The organism is Agromyces sp. NSFZ (assembly GCF_056156205.1).
The window spans coordinates 4,010,243-4,024,841 of record NZ_CM149585.1 but is presented as its reverse complement, the minus strand read 5'-3'; the positions used below and the strand labels follow the sequence as shown (position 1 = coordinate 4,024,841).

The 14,599-nt window shown below is 71.4% G+C and carries 16 protein-coding genes; 12 read left to right on the top strand and 4 right to left on the bottom strand.

Features of this window, described 5'->3' with window-relative positions; all coding sequences use genetic code 11:
• Positions 1 to 72: 72 nt before the first annotated feature.
• Positions 73 to 2,478 carry a GMC oxidoreductase gene (locus ACVFI9_RS19150; RefSeq protein ID WP_474763762.1) on the top strand — a complete coding sequence of 802 codons (2,406 nt, stop codon included), beginning with the start codon at positions 73 to 75 and terminating at the stop codon, positions 2,476 to 2,478.
• Complete coding sequence (locus ACVFI9_RS19145) at positions 2,475 to 3,530, top strand: alpha/beta hydrolase (RefSeq protein WP_474763761.1); 1,056 nt, start codon at positions 2,475 to 2,477, stop codon at positions 3,528 to 3,530. Before ACVFI9_RS19150 ends, ACVFI9_RS19145 begins: the two co-directional genes overlap by 4 nt.
• Positions 3,531 to 3,578: 48 nt before the next feature.
• Here ACVFI9_RS19145 and ACVFI9_RS19140 read toward each other — a convergent pair whose 3' ends face one another.
• On the bottom strand, positions 3,579 to 4,301 hold the full coding sequence (locus ACVFI9_RS19140; RefSeq protein WP_474763760.1) for a hypothetical protein: 723 nt from the start codon (positions 4,299 to 4,301) through the stop codon (positions 3,579 to 3,581).
• 82 nt (positions 4,302 to 4,383) lie between these two features.
• Here ACVFI9_RS19140 and ACVFI9_RS19135 point away from each other — a divergent pair, with 82 nt between their 5' ends.
• The 5 genes from ACVFI9_RS19135 to ACVFI9_RS19115 all read left to right on the top strand — a co-directional run bounded on the left by ACVFI9_RS19135 (position 4,384) and on the right by ACVFI9_RS19115 (position 7,746).
• A complete protein-coding gene (locus tag ACVFI9_RS19135; RefSeq protein ID WP_474763759.1) occupies positions 4,384 to 5,511 on the top strand; it encodes a class I SAM-dependent methyltransferase in 1,128 nt (375 codons plus the stop codon).
• A gap of 2 nt (positions 5,512 to 5,513) precedes the next feature.
• On the top strand, positions 5,514 to 5,663 hold the full coding sequence (locus tag ACVFI9_RS19130) for a hypothetical protein (protein WP_474763758.1): 150 nt from the start codon (positions 5,514 to 5,516) through the stop codon (positions 5,661 to 5,663).
• On the top strand, positions 5,660 to 5,950 hold the full coding sequence (gene clpS, locus ACVFI9_RS19125; RefSeq protein WP_474763757.1) for an ATP-dependent Clp protease adapter ClpS: 291 nt from the start codon (positions 5,660 to 5,662) through the stop codon (positions 5,948 to 5,950). Before ACVFI9_RS19130 ends, clpS begins: the two co-directional genes overlap by 4 nt.
• Positions 5,947 to 6,438 (top strand): DUF2017 family protein, encoded by a 492-nt coding sequence (locus tag ACVFI9_RS19120; RefSeq protein ID WP_474763756.1) that lies wholly within the window; start codon positions 5,947 to 5,949, stop codon positions 6,436 to 6,438. The genes clpS and ACVFI9_RS19120 overlap by 4 nt, the downstream gene beginning before the upstream one ends.
• Before the next feature lie 177 nt (positions 6,439 to 6,615).
• On the top strand, positions 6,616 to 7,746 hold the full coding sequence (locus ACVFI9_RS19115; RefSeq protein WP_474763755.1) for a hypothetical protein: 1,131 nt from the start codon (positions 6,616 to 6,618) through the stop codon (positions 7,744 to 7,746).
• Positions 7,747 to 7,822: 76 nt separating this feature from the next.
• Here ACVFI9_RS19115 and ACVFI9_RS19110 read toward each other — a convergent pair whose 3' ends face one another.
• The gene (locus ACVFI9_RS19110) at positions 7,823 to 8,221 is read right to left on the bottom strand and encodes an SHOCT domain-containing protein (protein ID WP_474763754.1); all 399 of its coding nucleotides are present in this window, start codon (positions 8,219 to 8,221) and stop codon (positions 7,823 to 7,825) included.
• 185 nt (positions 8,222 to 8,406) lie between these two features.
• On the opposite strand from ACVFI9_RS19110, the gene ACVFI9_RS19105 reads away from it, so the two are divergent.
• The 5 genes from ACVFI9_RS19105 to ACVFI9_RS19085 all read left to right on the top strand — a co-directional run bounded on the left by ACVFI9_RS19105 (position 8,407) and on the right by ACVFI9_RS19085 (position 13,427).
• Positions 8,407 to 9,078, top strand: a complete 672-nt coding sequence (locus ACVFI9_RS19105; RefSeq protein WP_474763753.1) for a GAP family protein — start codon at positions 8,407 to 8,409, stop codon at positions 9,076 to 9,078.
• Between the two features lie 16 nt (positions 9,079 to 9,094).
• The gene (locus ACVFI9_RS19100; RefSeq protein WP_474763752.1) at positions 9,095 to 10,156 is read left to right on the top strand and encodes an AI-2E family transporter; all 1,062 of its coding nucleotides are present in this window, start codon (positions 9,095 to 9,097) and stop codon (positions 10,154 to 10,156) included.
• Positions 10,157 to 10,279: 123 nt separating this feature from the next.
• Positions 10,280 to 11,428 carry a type III polyketide synthase gene (locus ACVFI9_RS19095; RefSeq protein ID WP_474763751.1) on the top strand — a complete coding sequence of 383 codons (1,149 nt, stop codon included), beginning with the start codon at positions 10,280 to 10,282 and terminating at the stop codon, positions 11,426 to 11,428.
• A 66-nt stretch (positions 11,429 to 11,494) separates the two neighbouring features.
• Complete coding sequence (locus ACVFI9_RS19090) at positions 11,495 to 12,268, top strand: methyltransferase domain-containing protein (protein WP_474763750.1); 774 nt, start codon at positions 11,495 to 11,497, stop codon at positions 12,266 to 12,268.
• Positions 12,261 to 13,427, top strand: coding sequence for an FAD-dependent oxidoreductase (locus tag ACVFI9_RS19085; protein ID WP_474763749.1), 1,167 nt, complete (start codon positions 12,261 to 12,263; stop codon positions 13,425 to 13,427). Before ACVFI9_RS19090 ends, ACVFI9_RS19085 begins: the two co-directional genes overlap by 8 nt.
• On the opposite strand, the gene ACVFI9_RS19080 is transcribed toward ACVFI9_RS19085, so the two are convergent.
• Both ACVFI9_RS19080 and ACVFI9_RS19075 read right to left on the bottom strand, forming a co-directional pair.
• Complete coding sequence (locus ACVFI9_RS19080) at positions 13,424 to 14,116, bottom strand: M23 family metallopeptidase (RefSeq protein WP_474763748.1); 693 nt, start codon at positions 14,114 to 14,116, stop codon at positions 13,424 to 13,426. The two genes, ACVFI9_RS19085 and ACVFI9_RS19080, sit on opposite strands and share 4 nt — an antisense overlap.
• 23 nt (positions 14,117 to 14,139) lie before the next feature.
• Positions 14,140 to 14,580, bottom strand: a complete 441-nt coding sequence (locus ACVFI9_RS19075) for a nitroreductase family deazaflavin-dependent oxidoreductase (RefSeq protein ID WP_474763747.1) — start codon at positions 14,578 to 14,580, stop codon at positions 14,140 to 14,142.
• Between the last annotated feature and the right edge of the window lie 19 nt (positions 14,581 to 14,599).

Below are 14,599 nucleotides of genomic sequence, written 5' to 3'. Positions count from 1 at the left end.
GATTGTGTGCCGCCCGCGGCGGTGCGACCATGAGGAAACCACCGCTTTCTGCATCCCGCAGACGGGAGCCCAATGGCTGCGCCGACCACTCCTGCACCCGAGCGGGTCGACGCCGTCGTCGTCGGATCCGGCTTCGGCGGGTCCGTGGCCGCCTACCGCCTGGCGGAGGCGGGGAAGTCGGTCGCCCTCCTGGAGCGAGGGCGAGCCTACCCGCCCGGAACGTTCGCCCGCACGCCGATCGAGTTCGGCGAGGATTTCTGGGCGCCGTCCGACGACCTCTACGGCCTCTTCGAGACGTGGAGCTTCCGCGGGCTCGAGGGCGTGGTGTCGTCGGGTCTCGGCGGCGGCTCGCTGATCTACGCGAACGTGCTGCTCCGCAAGGATCCCGAGTGGTTCGTGCACGATTCGCCGCTGCCGGGTGGCGGCTACGAGCACTGGCCGATCGGACGCGAGGACCTCGATCCGCACTACGACCGCGTCGAGGCGATGCTCGACGCGACGCCGTACCCGTACCGCGACACTCCCAAGACCGAGGCGTTCGAGTCGGCGGCGCGCGACGCGGGGCATGACGTGTTCCGGCCGCCGCTCGCGGTGACCTTCGCGGATGCGGATGGACGCGTCGGGCCGTTCCTGCCCGTGGCCCCGAAGCCGTACGGCAACATCCACGAGCGCACGCGCTACACGTGCTCGCAGTGCGGCGAGTGCGACATCGGATGCAACTACGGTGCGAAGAACTCGCTCGACCACACCTACGTGTCGGCCGCGGCGCATCACGATGCGACGGTGCACACCCTCCACGAGGTGAAGGGGATCCGACCGGTCGACGGCGAGTGGGAGGTCAGGTACCGCAGGCACCGGCCCGGGGAGGGCCAGCCGGTCGACGGCGTCATCCGCGCGACCCGCGTCGTGCTCGGGGCGGGCACTTTCGGCTCGACGTACCTGCTCCTGCGCAATCGTGCGTCGCTTCGCGGTCTCTCGCCCGCGCTCGGGACCCGGTTCTGCGGCAACGGCGATCTCATCGGATTCCTCATGGGCGCGAAGGAGGAGATCGACCGGATGGCACGGGCACGACGCATCACCGGCAGTCGCGGCCCGGTGATCACGAGCTCCATCCGCGTGGGCGATCGCGTCGACGGCGACGGCAGCACGGGCCGCGGCTTCTACGTCCAGGAGGCCGGCTACCCGGGCTTCCTCAACTGGCTGCTCGAGACCGCGCAGCTGCGCTCGGTCGTCTCCCGGTCGACGAGGGTCGCGCTCACGATGATCGCGCGACGACTGAGCTTGAGAGGCGAGTCGAACATCTCGGCCGACCTCGCCCGGGTGGTTGGGCGCAGCGCCCTGTCCACGAGCTCGCTGCCCGTGCTGGGGATGGGCCGCGACGTGCCCGACGGCCGGATGTACCTCGACCGCGGCAGGCTCGCGATCGACTGGACGACGACCACCTCGCTCGAGTACTTCGCCGCGATGCGGGCCACGATGTCCGCGTTCGCGAAGAGCCTCAACGCCCGGTACGTCGACAACCCGCTGTGGCTCGCGAAGCGCGTGATCACGGTGCATCCGCTCGGTGGCGCGCCGATGGGCCGCAACGAGTTCGAGGGGGTCGTCGACGAATGGGGGGAGGTGTTCGGGCATCCCGGTCTCTCGGTCGTCGACGGTGCCGCGATGCCGGGGCCGGTGGGTCCCAACCCGTCGCTCACGATCGCGGCGTTCGCGGATCGGGCGGCTGATCGCATGATCGAGACCTGGCCGCGCACGCGGCGGCGTGCACCGAAGCGCACGGACGAGACGAAGGGGACCCGCATGGAGGCATCACCGGCGACGAGCGGCAGTGGCATCGGCACCGCGGTCGCGTTCACCGAGCAGATGAAGGGCTTCTTCGTGCTCGGCGAGGCCGACCCGCGCTCGGCCTCCGAGGATGCCCGGGTACGCGACGAACGCATGATGTTCGAGCTCACGATCACCGCGCCCGACATCGACGCCTTCGTCGAGGACGACGCCCACGAGGGAACGGCCGCCGGATACCTCGAATCCGATGCGCTCGGCGGACGCCAGGTCGTGGAGCGCGGCTGGTTCAACCTCCTCGTCGATGCGGGACACCCCGACGAGCGGCTCATGAAGTACCGGCTGTGGCTGACGACGGATGCCGGGTCGCCCGTGACCTTCGTCGGATACAAGGAGATCCGCGACGATCCGGGCTTCGACCTGTGGGAGGACACGACGACCCTGTACGTGCAGGTGCTCGACGGCCACGTGCCTCCGCCGCCCGACTCTCGCGATACCGGGCTGCGCCCCGTCGGCGACCCGGCGGTGCTCGGTGCCGGAGTCCTGCGGATCCAGCCGCTCGACTTCGCGCAGCAGCTCACCACGTTCACGACCGCGGGCCCGGGCGGTGCCGCGGCGATCGCACGCTTCGGACAGCTCTTCCTCGGTCGGCTCTGGAGCACGTACGGCCGGCTCGCGCGCGAGGAGGCGCCGTGACCACCGCGCCGGCGATGCGCACCACCCGCACCGAGCAGCGCACCGAGCACCTCCCGTTCCGAGCGGACGACGGCCGGTGGCTCACCATGCTGCACGTGGAGAACCCGGCGATCACGCCCACACGCGGACCGGTGCTGCTCGTGCACGGCGCCGGCGTGCGCGCCGAGATCTTCCGGCCACCGCTGCCGCGCACGCTCGTGGACGCGCTCCTCGATGACGGCTTCGATGTCTGGATGCTGAACTGGCGCGCCTCGATCGACCTCGAGGCGGTCGCCTGGACCCTCGACGATGCCGCGGTGTACGACTACCCGGCGGCCGTCCGGCTCGTGCGCGAGCGCACGGGCGCCGATTCGGTGAAGGCGTTCGTGCACTGCCAGGGATCCACGTCGTTCACGATGTCGGCGGTCTCGGGCCTGCTGCCCGACGTGACCACGATCGTGACGAACGCGGTGTCGCTGCATCCCGTGCTGCCGTTCGGCTCGAGGGTCAAGATCCTCGGGCTCGCGCCCGCCATCCGGCGCATCACGCCCTCGCTGTCGCCGAGGTGGGGCTACAAGTCCGAGGGCCCGTTCTCGCGGATGCTGCGGGCGGGCGTGACGGCGACGCATCCGGAGTGCGACAACGCGGTGTGCGCCATGGTGAGCTTCACGTACGGGAGCGGCCACCCGGCGCTGTGGGCGCACCGCAACATCGATGCGCCCACGCACGACTGGATCACCGGCGAGTTCGCGAGCGCGCCGATGACGTTCTTCATGCAGATGCGCGAGTCCGTGATGGCGGGGCACCTCGTGCCGGCGGGCACCGCCCCGGGCGTCGCCGCCGATCTCGCCGCCGCGCCGAAGACGGACGCGCGCTTCGTGTTCGTCGCCGGCGAGGACAACCGGTGCTTCCTGCCCGAGAGCCAGCAGCGCAGCTACGAGCACTTCGAGCGGTTCTCCCCGGGTCGGCACGCCCTGCATCGCATCCCCGGTTACGGGCATCTCGACGTGATCTTCGGTGCGAACGCCTGGCGCGACACGCACCCGATCATCGTCGACGAACTGCGGCGGTGAGGGGCGACCCGGCGGCGAGGCCGGGGATGGATGTCGAGACCCGCGCGGTCACCAGGCCGACTCGGGAGCCTCGATGATCGGCACCGGCGACGTCGACCACCACGAGCCGTTGCCGTAGCGGCTCTCGGCCCACGGCGACGCCCAGATCGCCTGTGCGACCGCATGCGCCGACGTGCCGTCTTCGAGGGCGGCGACGATGGCGGCGTAGAACGAACGCTTCAACAGGTTCTCGGCCGCATATCGCGCGGCCGTGTCGAGGCTGTCGTAGCTGCCGAGGCCGGAACCGCCGCCCGACCCGTAGCCGTTGTTCAGCGGGTTGTTGCGGTTCCACCAGTTGTCGACGCCGTTCTCCTCGCGCATCCACTGCAGGATCACGGTGACGTTCTGCTCGGTCACCGGCCAGTCGCCGTAGATGAGCACGAGTTCCGCCCAGTCGGCGTTCGTGCCCGACGCGATGAGGGTCTGCTTGCCGTCGGTGGCGGTGTACGACTCCTTCGACACGGCGGCGGCCGCGACATCCGGGGCCACCGTGAGCGTCTGGGTCGCACCCTCGGCCGCCGCGCTCGCCGCCGTGGGCGCCGTCAGCGCCGCCGGTTGTGGCGCGATCGCGAGGGTCAGGCTGAGCGAGAGCACGGCCATCGCGGCCGCCGCCGGAGCCAGCCGGCGTGCGGCACGGGCAGGGGCACGGGCAGCGGCGCGGGCAGGGTCGACGGATGCCGCGACACCGCGTGGTGCCGCGTGCCGCGCCGCCCGGGGGTTTGCGTGCCGCATCGGGGCCCGAGGGTAGCAAACGAACCCGAGAGCCGCACCCCCGTTTCCGGACGCTGCCGCCCGAGACGCGTAGCCTTGGCGCATGCCTCTCGACCTCGGCGCGTTGCGCCGGCATCCCGATGTCGAAGGTCCGGGGCTCGAGGCGTCGGATGCCGCGGACCGGTTGATCCTCGACGAAGCGGCCGAGCTCGTGGCCGCCGTCGCACCGGGCCGGCTCGTCGTGATCGACGACGCCTACGGCGCCCTCGCGCTCGGTGCGGCCGCGGCGGGAGCCCGTGGCATCCGCGTGCATCAGGACCTCATCACCGGTGAGCGCGCCCTCGCGCTGAACGCCGAGCGCAGCGGCCACGCCGCGGAGGTCCGCTCGCTGCCACTCGGGGAGGACCTCCTCCGCGACGCGCGTCTCGTGCTGCTGCGACTGCCTCGCTCGCTCGACCGCCTCGACGAGATCGCCGGGCTCATCGCCCGGCACGCGGCGTCCGACGTCGTCATCGTGTCGGGTGCGCGCCTCAAGCACATGACCCTCGCGATGAACGACGTGCTCGGCGCCTGGTTCGAGCGCATCGACGTGTCGCATGCGCGGCAGAAGTCGCGGGTGCTGCGCGCGACCGGGCCGCGGGCCGAACGTCACCCGGCCGCTCCCGGCTGGCCGCGCGCCGAGCGCCACGACGATCTCGGCGTCACGGTCGTGGCCCACGGCGGCGTCTTCGCGGGTTCGGGCGTCGACATCGGCACGCGCTTCCTGCTCGGCGAGCTCGGGGCGGCGATGCCGGATGCCTCGTCCGCCGTCGACCTCGCGTGCGGGTCGGGTGTGGTCGCCGCCTCGCTCGCCCTGGCTCGCCCCGGCATCCGGGTGACGGCGACCGACCGCTCGGCGGCGGCCGCGGCATCCGCCCTCGCGACCGCGGAGGTGAACGCCGTCGCCGACCGCGTGCACGTGATGCGGGCCGACGGCCTCGAGCTCCTGCCCGACGCGAGCGAGCCGCTCATCGTACTCAACCCGCCCTTCCACTCGGATGCCGCGCTGCACACCGGCATCGCTCGGCACCTGTTCGTCGACGCCGCCCGCGTGCTCGCACCCGGCGGCGAACTCTGGTGCGTGTGGAACTCGCACCTGCGCTACCGGCCGCTCCTCGAGCGGATCGTCGGACCCACCCGCCAGATGGCCCGGAACCCGAAGTTCACGGTCACGGCCTCCGTGGCGCGCTGAGCATGTCGAAGCGTGCGGGTGCGCCCTTCGACGGGCTCAGGGAACCCTTCGACGGGCTCAGGGAACCCTTCGACGGGCTCAGGGAACTCTTCGACGGGCTCAGGGAACCGGGGATGCAGACGACCGCACATCGTGTCAGGCTGGAGGAGTGACCAGCACGCTCGAGCAGCTCGACACCGACACGACCACGCGGGTCACGTCGGAGGTGCCGTGGCGCACGGTCGTCTGGGACGACCCGGTGAACCTCATGACCTACGTGAGCTACGTGTTCCGCAGCTACTTCGGGTATCCGCGCGAGGAGGCCGAGCGCCTCATGCTGCAGGTGCACCACGAGGGCCGTGCGGTCGTCGCCACGGGAAACCGCGAGGCCATGGAACGCCACGTCGAGGCGATGCACGGCTACGGACTGCAGGCGACCGTCTCGAGGGCCGACGCATGATCGTCGCCGGACGCAGCGGCGGCGAGGGTATCCGCCTCGTGCTCGAGGCCGAGGAGGCGATGCTCCTCTCCGAGCTGGCCGACCAGGTCGACTCGGTGCTCCTGCTCGGCGAGGCCGACGATCCGGCGCTCGGCCGGCTGCTGCCGAACGCATACCCCGACGACCCGACCTCGTCCCGCGAGTTCACCCGTTACACGCGCGACAACCTCGTCGACGGCAAGCGCCAGGCCGCCCAGCGCGTTCGCGACGCGACGGCCGTCGACGAGAACGCGGGCGGCGTCGTGCAGATCGAGCTCGACCAGTCGGAGGCCTGGGGCTGGCTCACGTTCCTCACCGACCTCAGGCTCATCCTGGCCGAGCGGGTCGGCGTCGAGGACGACGACGACGACGCGTCCGAAACGCGTGACGACTACCTGCGCGCGGCCTACGAGTGGGCCGGGTTCGTGCAGGGGTCGATGCTCGAGGTGCTCGACCCCACCGACAACTGAGATCTCCGGGCGCCGCGGGCGCCGCGGGCACCTCAGTGCCGGGACGTTGCAGCGGGGCGTGCCGGACAACCGACCGAGTGTCGCGTCGGGGTGGGTGCGCGTCCACTGGCAGGCTGGTGCCGTGGGTCGGGATGTCGCTGTCCAGGGAGGGACGCCGACCCGATGGACGGAGGACGGATGTCGCAGTCTGCATCGATCGCGGGGATCCTCAGGGAGCCGACCCGCACGACGGAATCCGTGGAATCGTCGGCGCTCGTCGTGGGCGCGGGAGTGTTCGTCCTTTCCGGGATCATCGGCCTGATCCTGTTCTGGGGCGGAGCGTTGCCGATCGCGGGGCCCGGATCGCTCGGAACGGCCGTGGCGATCGGCGCCGCGGCGGTCGCGGCGCTCGCGTTCGTGCTCGGACGGCTCGTGCTGCGGCGGAGGTTCGGGGCGGCGTCGCTCGACGGCGAGCGGGATGCCGCGCGCGTGGTCGGCGACCGCGTGCCCGGGACGCCCGAGCCAGGCGGACCGCGACTGCACTGGTTCGACGTGCTCGCCCTCGCCGTCGCGCACGCGATCATCGCCCTGCTCGGGTGGACGGGACTCGCGGACGTGCTCGAGCAGAGCTTCCTCGGAGCCGAGGTCTACGCGATCTCCGCGGCCGTGCTCCTCGGCGTGGCGCTCGCGGTCACCGCGTACGTCTCGTTCCTCTCGTCGGTGCGGATGACGCCGCTGCTGCTCTCGCTCGTGCTCGCCGTCTTCCTCGTGGTGGGCGTCATCACGGCGATGCTGAGCTCGTCCGATCCGCTGTGGTGGCAGAAGAACCTCTCCGCGCTCGGCATGACCGACGACGTGTCGGCGCTCGCGTTCAACCTCACCCTCATCATCGCCGGCGCGATCGTGACGATCGTCGCGCGGTACGCGACATCCGGGCTCCCCGCGAGCACGGACGCGGAGCGACGGGGGCGCGACACCGTCCGATACGGACTCATGCTGATCGGCATCCTGCTCGCGTGCGTGGGCCTCTTCCCCGTCGACGAGTTCTTCGCCCTGCACAACACGGTCGCGACCGGGATGGCGGTCGTCTACGCCGCCCTCGTGATCGGCCTGCCACGGTTCCTGCCGTCGATGCCGCGCGTGTTCGTGATCCTCGGCCGGGTCTACCTCGGCGTCATCGTCGTGCTCGCCGTGTTCTTCGCGGTCGGGTACTACAACCTCACCGCGGTCGAGCTGGTCGCCGGCGTGCTGATCTTCAGCTGGATCATCCTGTTCCTCCGCAACGCCGGTTCGGCGCTGCCGCTCACGGTGGCGGCCGTCACGTCCTGACCGGGCGACCGCGCAGTCGGCGGCGCACGCGAACGGGGCCGGATGCTGCGGCATCCGACCCCGTTCCGGCGGTTCGTCAGGCGCTGTGTGCGAGCGCCTTCGCCTTGAGCACGTCGTACTCGGCCTGCGTGATGGTGCCCGCGTCGAGCAGCGCCTTCGCCTTGGCGATCTCGTCGGAGGGGCTCGCAGAGCCGGCGGTCTGGCGGATGTACTCGTCGGTGGCGGCCTGGTACTGCTTCGCCTCACGCTGCGAGCGCTCGGCCATGCCGTTGCCCCGCGCGATGAGGTACACGAGGGCGGTCAGGAACGGCAGGAAGATCAGGAAGATGATCCACACCGCCTTCCACCAGCCGTTGAGCGAACGATCGCGGAACAGGTCCCCGATGATGGCGAACAATGCCATCAGGTACGCGATGAAGGCGAAGGCCCAGAGGAACCACCAGATCAGGTCCCAGAAACTACCCCAGAAATTCATTACTGCCTCTTCCGACCACTCAGTGCGCCCCCCAGTCGAGCGCGATGAGGCGAACTTATCGTGCGGCCCGGCCGATCGTCCACCCAGCACGCCGGACCCGAGACGACCCGTGCTGGCGACGAATCGGCGGCACCGCTAGCCTGCACACAGCAGCGGCGTGCCCGCACGACACGAGGAGGTCGCCCATGGGCGCGGTCATCGGTGACATCCTGCCCCTTGCGGTGGGCATCGCGATCAGTCCGATCCCCATCATCGCCGCGATCCTGATGCTGCTCTCACCGAGGGCCCGCAGCACGAGCCTCGGCTTCATGGGCGGATGGGTGCTCGGCATCGCGGTGGCCGTGACGCTCTTCACGCTGCTCTCGTCGGTGCTTCCCGAGGGCGATCCGGATGCGTCGAAGCCCGTCACCGCCGTCATCCAGCTGTTGCTCGGAGCGGGCCTGCTCGTCCTCGCCGTCCGGCAGTGGCGCTCGCGTCCGGCACCGGGCGAGGAGCCGCCACTGCCGAAGTGGATGGCGGGCATCGACACGATGACGACCGGACGAGGGTTCGGGCTCGGATTCCTGCTCGCCGCGGTGAACCCGAAGAACCTGCTGCTCGGCGCGGGCGCCGGTCTCGTGATCGGCTCTGCGGGACTCGACGTGGGCGCGGTCGTGCTCGCGCTCGTGGTGTTCACCGTGGTCGCCGCGGCATCCGTCGCCCTCCCGGTCATCGCCTACCTCGTGGCATCCGACCGCATGGCCGCGCCGCTCGAGCGACTGCGCGGCTGGCTCGTGCACAACAACGCCACGGTCATGGCCGTGCTGCTCCTCGTGATCGGCGTCGTGCTGATCGGCAAGGGCATCGGCAGCTTCTGAGGGTGGAGGGGTCACCATGACGGATGCCACGACCAGGACGGCCGGCCTCGCGCGCGGCACCCGCGTACTGCTCACGCTCGCCGCGGCGGTCGTCGTGCTCGTCGGGGTCTGGCTCGCCCGCGACATCCTCGCGCCCGCGGCCGTCGCTGCGGTGGTCGTCATCATCGTGCATCCCGTGCGGTATCCGCTCGAGCGGCGGGGATGGCCCGGCTGGCTCGCGACGACGGTGGTCATCGCAGCCGCCTACGCGATCCTCGGGGTGCTCGGCGCACTGTTCGTCGTGGCATCCGTGCAGTTCGGCACCATGCTGCGCGAGTACGCCGACGAGCTCGCGGCGGCCGCGGAGGCGGTGTTCGAGGGGCTCGCCGCGATCGGCCTGCCGACCGAGACAGCAGAGTCGTTCGCCGCGGGCATCGAGCCCGATCAGCTGCTCTCGATGGCGGCGGGGATCGCCGACGCCGTGCTGGGCACGGCGACCGCGTTCTTCTTCGTGCTCGCCTACGTGATCTTCATGGCGGCGGACGCCTCGGTGTTCAGCCGCACGTCGAGCCTGTTCGGCTCGGCCGCGGCGGATGCGATCGGCAGCAGGTACTTCCGCGGCGTGCGCCGGTACTACGTGGTGAACGCCACCTTCGGCCTCGTGGTCGCCGTGCTCGACGGCCTGGTCCTGTGGGCGATCGGCGTGCCGATCCCGCTGGTCTGGGCGATCCTCGCGTTCGTGACGAACTTCATCCCGAACATCGGCTTCGTCCTCGGCGTCATCCCGCCCGCCGTGATCGCGCTCGTGGTGGGCGGCTGGCCCCTCGCGCTCGTCGTGATCGCCGCGTACTCCATCATCAACGTGGTGCTGCAGGTCTTCGTGCAGCCCAAGTTCGTCAGCCATGCCGTGGGGCTGAGCCTCACCCTCACGTTCTTCTCGGTCGTGTTCTGGACGCTCGTGATCGGTCCGATCGGGGCGATCCTGTGCATCCCGCTGACCCTGCTCGTGCGAGCCCTGCTGCTCGAGCCCGACCCGAGGACGCGGACCATCCGCGGGCTCACGCGAGACCCGGCGGTCGCCGGTCCCGACGTGCACTGAGGGGTCCCACGCCGGGTGCATCCGCCGAGACCCGAGTCTGGACCGCGCCCCCCTCCCGGGTTAGTCTGCCGAGAAGGGGGTCGCCATGCCGCAGTTCCGACCGATCACAACGAGGGGCGCGGCGTGAGCGTCGGGGTCTCGCTCCGCGCCGTCTCGACCGCCGTGCCGCCCACGGTGCTCGTGCAGCCCGAGGTGCGCGACGTGTTCGCGACGCAGCCGGGCCTCAACCGGCTCGCGCAGCGCATCGTCGCGACGAGCTTCAACGTCTCGGGAATCGAGACCCGGCACACCGTGCTGACCGAGCTCAGCCGCGATGCGCATCCCGACGAACCCGTGTTCTTCGACATCGACAGCGGCGAGCTGCTGCTGCCGGGCACGAAGGCGCGCAACGAGCTGTACGCCGAGCACGCGACCCGGCTGTACGTCGAGGCGGGGCGCGCGGCGATCGCGGCATGCCCCGGCATCGAGGCATCCGACATCACGCACGTCATCACCGTGTCGTGCACGGGCTTCTACGCGCCCGGTCCCGACTTCATGGTGGCGCGGGAGCTCGGCCTGAACGCGGGCGTCGAGCGCTACCATCTCGGCTTCATGGGCTGCTACGCGGCGATCCCCGCGCTGCGCATCGCGAAGCAGCTGTGCGAGGCGGATGCCTCGGCCGTCGTGCTCGTGATCAGCGTCGAGCTGTGCACGCTGCACCTGCGCACCTCGAACGACCCCGACACGATCGTCGCCTCCTCGCTCTTCGCCGACGGCGCGGCCGCCGGGATCGTGACGGCCAGGCCCGCCGAGACCGGCGAGCGCGCGTTCGGCCTCGATCGGTTCGCGACGCGCATCACGCCCCAGGGCGAGAGCGACATGGCCTGGAAGATCGGCGACCACGGCTTCGAGATGGTGCTCTCGAACGCGATCCCCGCGATCATCGACGACCACATCACGGGCGCGCTCGAACCGCTCTTCGCACACGACTCGGCGCTCGCCGAGGCGCTGGCGACGGATGCCTCCAGCGACGCGATCGAGCACTGGGCCATCCATCCCGGAGGCCGATCGATCCTCGACAAGGTCGAGTCGCGACTCGGGCTCACCGAGGCGCAACTCGTGCCCGCCCGCGAGACCCTGCGCGACTTCGGCAACATGTCGAGCGCGACGGTGCTGTTCGTGCTGCGGAACATCCTGTCCTCGGATGCCGCCGCCGACGGCGACCGGGTGGCGGCGATGGCGTTCGGCCCTGGCCTCACCGTGGAGTCGGCGCTCCTGACGGTGCGCGGCTGAATGGCGGCGCTCGGGCCCTCGCGCGTCATGTCCGATTCTGCGGATATACGATCCGGCGCACCGGGGGTGCCGGCCGATTCGCCGCGCGCCGGATCGTATCTCCGCGAGAACGGGCGTTCCACGGGTGAGCGCTTCCTCGGGCGACGCGACGACGACGCGGTCGAGCTGATGGACGACTCCCGCGCCGACCTCGCGACCCTGGAGCGCACCTACGACCGGTTCCGCCTCGTGAACGCGGTGGTGTCGAACGCGCGAGCGGTGTACCGGCGCTGGATCCGGCCGCGGCTCTCGCGCAACCGCGTCGCGCGCGTGCTCGACATCGGCACCGGCGGCAGCGACCTGCCGCAGGCGATGCTCGCGTGGGCGCGATCCGACGGGCTGCGCCTGGAGATCATCGCCATCGACCCCGACGAGCGCGCGATCGCGTGGGCTCGACGACGGCCGCACCCCCGCGGACTCGTGCTCCGCCAGGTGACGAGCCGAGAGCTCGCCGACGCCGGCGAGCGGTTCGACGTCGTGATGTCGAACCACGTGCTGCACCACCTCGACGGTCGCGGGCTCGGGGCGTTCCTCGCCGACTCCGAGCATCTCGCCCGGGGGGGCGGCATCGCCGTGCACGGCGACATCGAGCGCACGCGCCTGGGCTACGCGGCTTTCGCGCTCGGCACCCTGCCGTTCGCGGGCAACCTCCTCGCCGGCACGTTCATCCGCGCCGACGGGCTCACGTCGATCCGGCGCAGCCACACGGCCGCCGAACTCCGGGCGGTCCTCCCGGTCGGGTGGCGGGTGCGCCGCGGATTCCCCTCGCGACTCGAAGCGGTGTGGGGCACGGATGGCTGACCCGGCACTCACCGTCGTGCCGTCCGCGGACGCTCTGCACGAGGTCGTCGTCATCGGCGGCGGGCCGGTGGGTCTCCTCCTCGGATGCCTCCTCGCCCGGCGCGGCGTCGACGTGGTCGTGCTCGAGCGGCGCCCGACCGGTTCGGGACGATCGCGCGCCATCGGCATCCATCCGCCGGGGCTCAAGGCCCTCGCCCTCGCCGGGCTGGACGAGGAGGCGCGGCAGCGGGGCGTCGAGATCGCCGACGGACGCGTGACCTGCCAGGGCCGTGTGCTCGGCGCCATGTCGTTCCGGCGGGCCGGCACCGTGCTGTCGCTGCCGCAGCTCGAGACCGAGGCGATGCTCGAACGGCGGCTCGGCGAGCTGCGGCCGGGGGCGCTGCGCCGCGGCGTCGTCGTCGACGGGATCCACGACCGCGGCACGCACGTCGAGGTCACGGGCGACGCGGGAGGCGTGCCGACGACGGTCAGTGCCAGGTACGCAGTCGCGGCCGACGGCGTGCGCAGCGGCATCCGCCGGCGACTCGGCATCGACTGGCATGAGCGACGCGGGCGCGCGCACTACGTGATGTGCGACACCCGCGACGACACGGGCGCGCCGACGACCGCCCTGCTGCATTTCGAACCCGCGGGCGTCGTGGAGTCGTTCCCGATGCCGGGCGGCCTTCGGCGCTGGGTGGCGTGGGTGCGCCGCCCGCCGGCCCGGCTCACCGCCGATCAGCTCGCCACCATCGTGCGCTCGCGCACCGGCGGCGGGTTCGAGGCATCCGTCGCGTCCGAGCCGAGCACGTTCGAGGCGCGCCAGCACCTCGCCGAGCGGATGTCGCGTGGCCGCGTCGCGCTGGTCGGCGACGCAGCCCACGAGGTGAGTCCGATCGGCGGGCAGGGCATGAACCTCGGATGGCTCGACGCCATGCGGCTCGACCACGATCTCGCCGTGGCGCTCGAGGTGGGTGCGCCGTTCGAGGCGTTCGAGGGGTACGACCGGATGCGCCGCGCCGCTGCCCGCCGCGCCGTGCGGCAGGCCGCGTTCAACATGGCGATGGGCGCGCCCGCATCGGGGATGCGGCTTCGGCTTCGGAACGCGTCCGTGCGCGTGCTGGGCGTTCCGCCGCTGCGGGCACTGCTCGCCCGCGCGTTCACGATGCGGTGGCTCTAGGTCTCGGGCCCGGTTCCGACCGGTTCGACGACGGCGCCCTCGCCGGGGATGCCCGTCTCCACGTCGCGCGGCTCACGCTCGCGGGCCGGCCACTCGCGGTAGCTTCGGAACGCCATCGGCACGCCCTCCGCCACGCTCGGGTCGGGGTCGTCCATCACCTGCACATGCACGTGCGGCTGTGTGGAGTTGCCCGAGTTGCCGCACGAGGCGAGCTGCTGCCCGGTGGTCACCGTGTCTCCGACGGCCACCCGCAGCGATCCCTGCCGCAGGTGCACGAGTGCCACGTACGCTCCCGACTCGCGCAGCGCGATGACGACGTGGTTGCCCGCGATCGCCCCGACACCCTGCCGGGCCCGCTCGGCCTGCCCGAGCAGGTACCCGACGAGCGCGAGCTGCGACCGGCGGGCCTCGTGGTCGGGCTCGCCGTCGTGCACGGCGACGACCACCCCGCCGGCAGGCGCCAGGATCGGCCGGCCGAACGCGAAGAACCGCTCGGGGGGCTCGGTACCGAACAGCGTGCCCCAGTCACGCTCGTCGGCGGTGCGTCGGTGCTCGTCGACGCCCACGAAGTCGATCGCGTACCGCCCGCCGAAGAGGTCGGTGCCGTGGCTCGGCACCCGGCGGGCCGGGCTGTTCTGCACGAGCCACCGATCGGTGAACGGCAGGGCGAGGACGACCGGTCGCGGCATCCGGCTTGCTCCGTGCTCGTCGGTCAGAGCGAGACGCGCGTCAGGAGGAAGACCGGGATCTGCCGGTCGGTCTTGGTCTGGTAGTCGTCGTACGACGGCCAGGTCTCGTTGGCGCGGCGCCACCAGATCTCGCGCTCCTCGCCCTCGAGCTCGCGCGCCTCGTAGTCGTGCTTCTCGGCGCCGTCCTGCAGTTCGACGTGCGGGTGCTTCTTGAGGTTCCAGTACCAGGTCGGATGCTTCGGAGCGCCGCCGCGCGAGGCGACCACGGCGTACTGGCCGTCGTGCTCGACCCGCATGAGCGCGGTCTTGCGAAGCCGGCCCGTCTTGGCACCCTTCGACGTCATCACGATGATCGGACGGCCGCGCAGCGTGTTCGCCTCGGCGCCGTTCGACGCCTCGAACGTCTCGGCCTGGACCCGGGCCCACTCCGACGTGCTCGGCTCGTACTCTCCCACCAGCGGCATGCGCGCTCCTCCTTCTCGA

Coding starts and splice junctions, on each gene's coding strand:
- ACVFI9_RS19080 (WP_474763748.1), bottom strand. CDS start 14,116: ATGCCGCGACCGGTCGTCCTCGCCCTGCCGTTCACCGATCGGTGGCTC.
- ACVFI9_RS19140 (WP_474763760.1), bottom strand. CDS start 4,301: ATGCGGCACGCAAACCCCCGGGCGGCGCGGCACGCGGCACCACGCGGT.
- ACVFI9_RS19105 (WP_474763753.1), top strand. CDS start 8,407: ATGGGCGCGGTCATCGGTGACATCCTGCCCCTTGCGGTGGGCATCGCG.
- ACVFI9_RS19115 (WP_474763755.1), top strand. CDS start 6,616: ATGTCGCAGTCTGCATCGATCGCGGGGATCCTCAGGGAGCCGACCCGC.
- ACVFI9_RS19075 (WP_474763747.1), bottom strand. CDS start 14,580: ATGCCGCTGGTGGGAGAGTACGAGCCGAGCACGTCGGAGTGGGCCCGG.
- ACVFI9_RS19085 (WP_474763749.1), top strand. CDS start 12,261: ATGGCTGACCCGGCACTCACCGTCGTGCCGTCCGCGGACGCTCTGCAC.
- ACVFI9_RS19150 (WP_474763762.1), top strand. CDS start 73: ATGGCTGCGCCGACCACTCCTGCACCCGAGCGGGTCGACGCCGTCGTC.
- ACVFI9_RS19100 (WP_474763752.1), top strand. CDS start 9,095: ATGACGGATGCCACGACCAGGACGGCCGGCCTCGCGCGCGGCACCCGC.
- ACVFI9_RS19120 (WP_474763756.1), top strand. CDS start 5,947: ATGATCGTCGCCGGACGCAGCGGCGGCGAGGGTATCCGCCTCGTGCTC.
- ACVFI9_RS19110 (WP_474763754.1), bottom strand. CDS start 8,221: ATGAATTTCTGGGGTAGTTTCTGGGACCTGATCTGGTGGTTCCTCTGG.
- ACVFI9_RS19135 (WP_474763759.1), top strand. CDS start 4,384: ATGCCTCTCGACCTCGGCGCGTTGCGCCGGCATCCCGATGTCGAAGGT.
- ACVFI9_RS19130 (WP_474763758.1), top strand. CDS start 5,514: ATGTCGAAGCGTGCGGGTGCGCCCTTCGACGGGCTCAGGGAACCCTTC.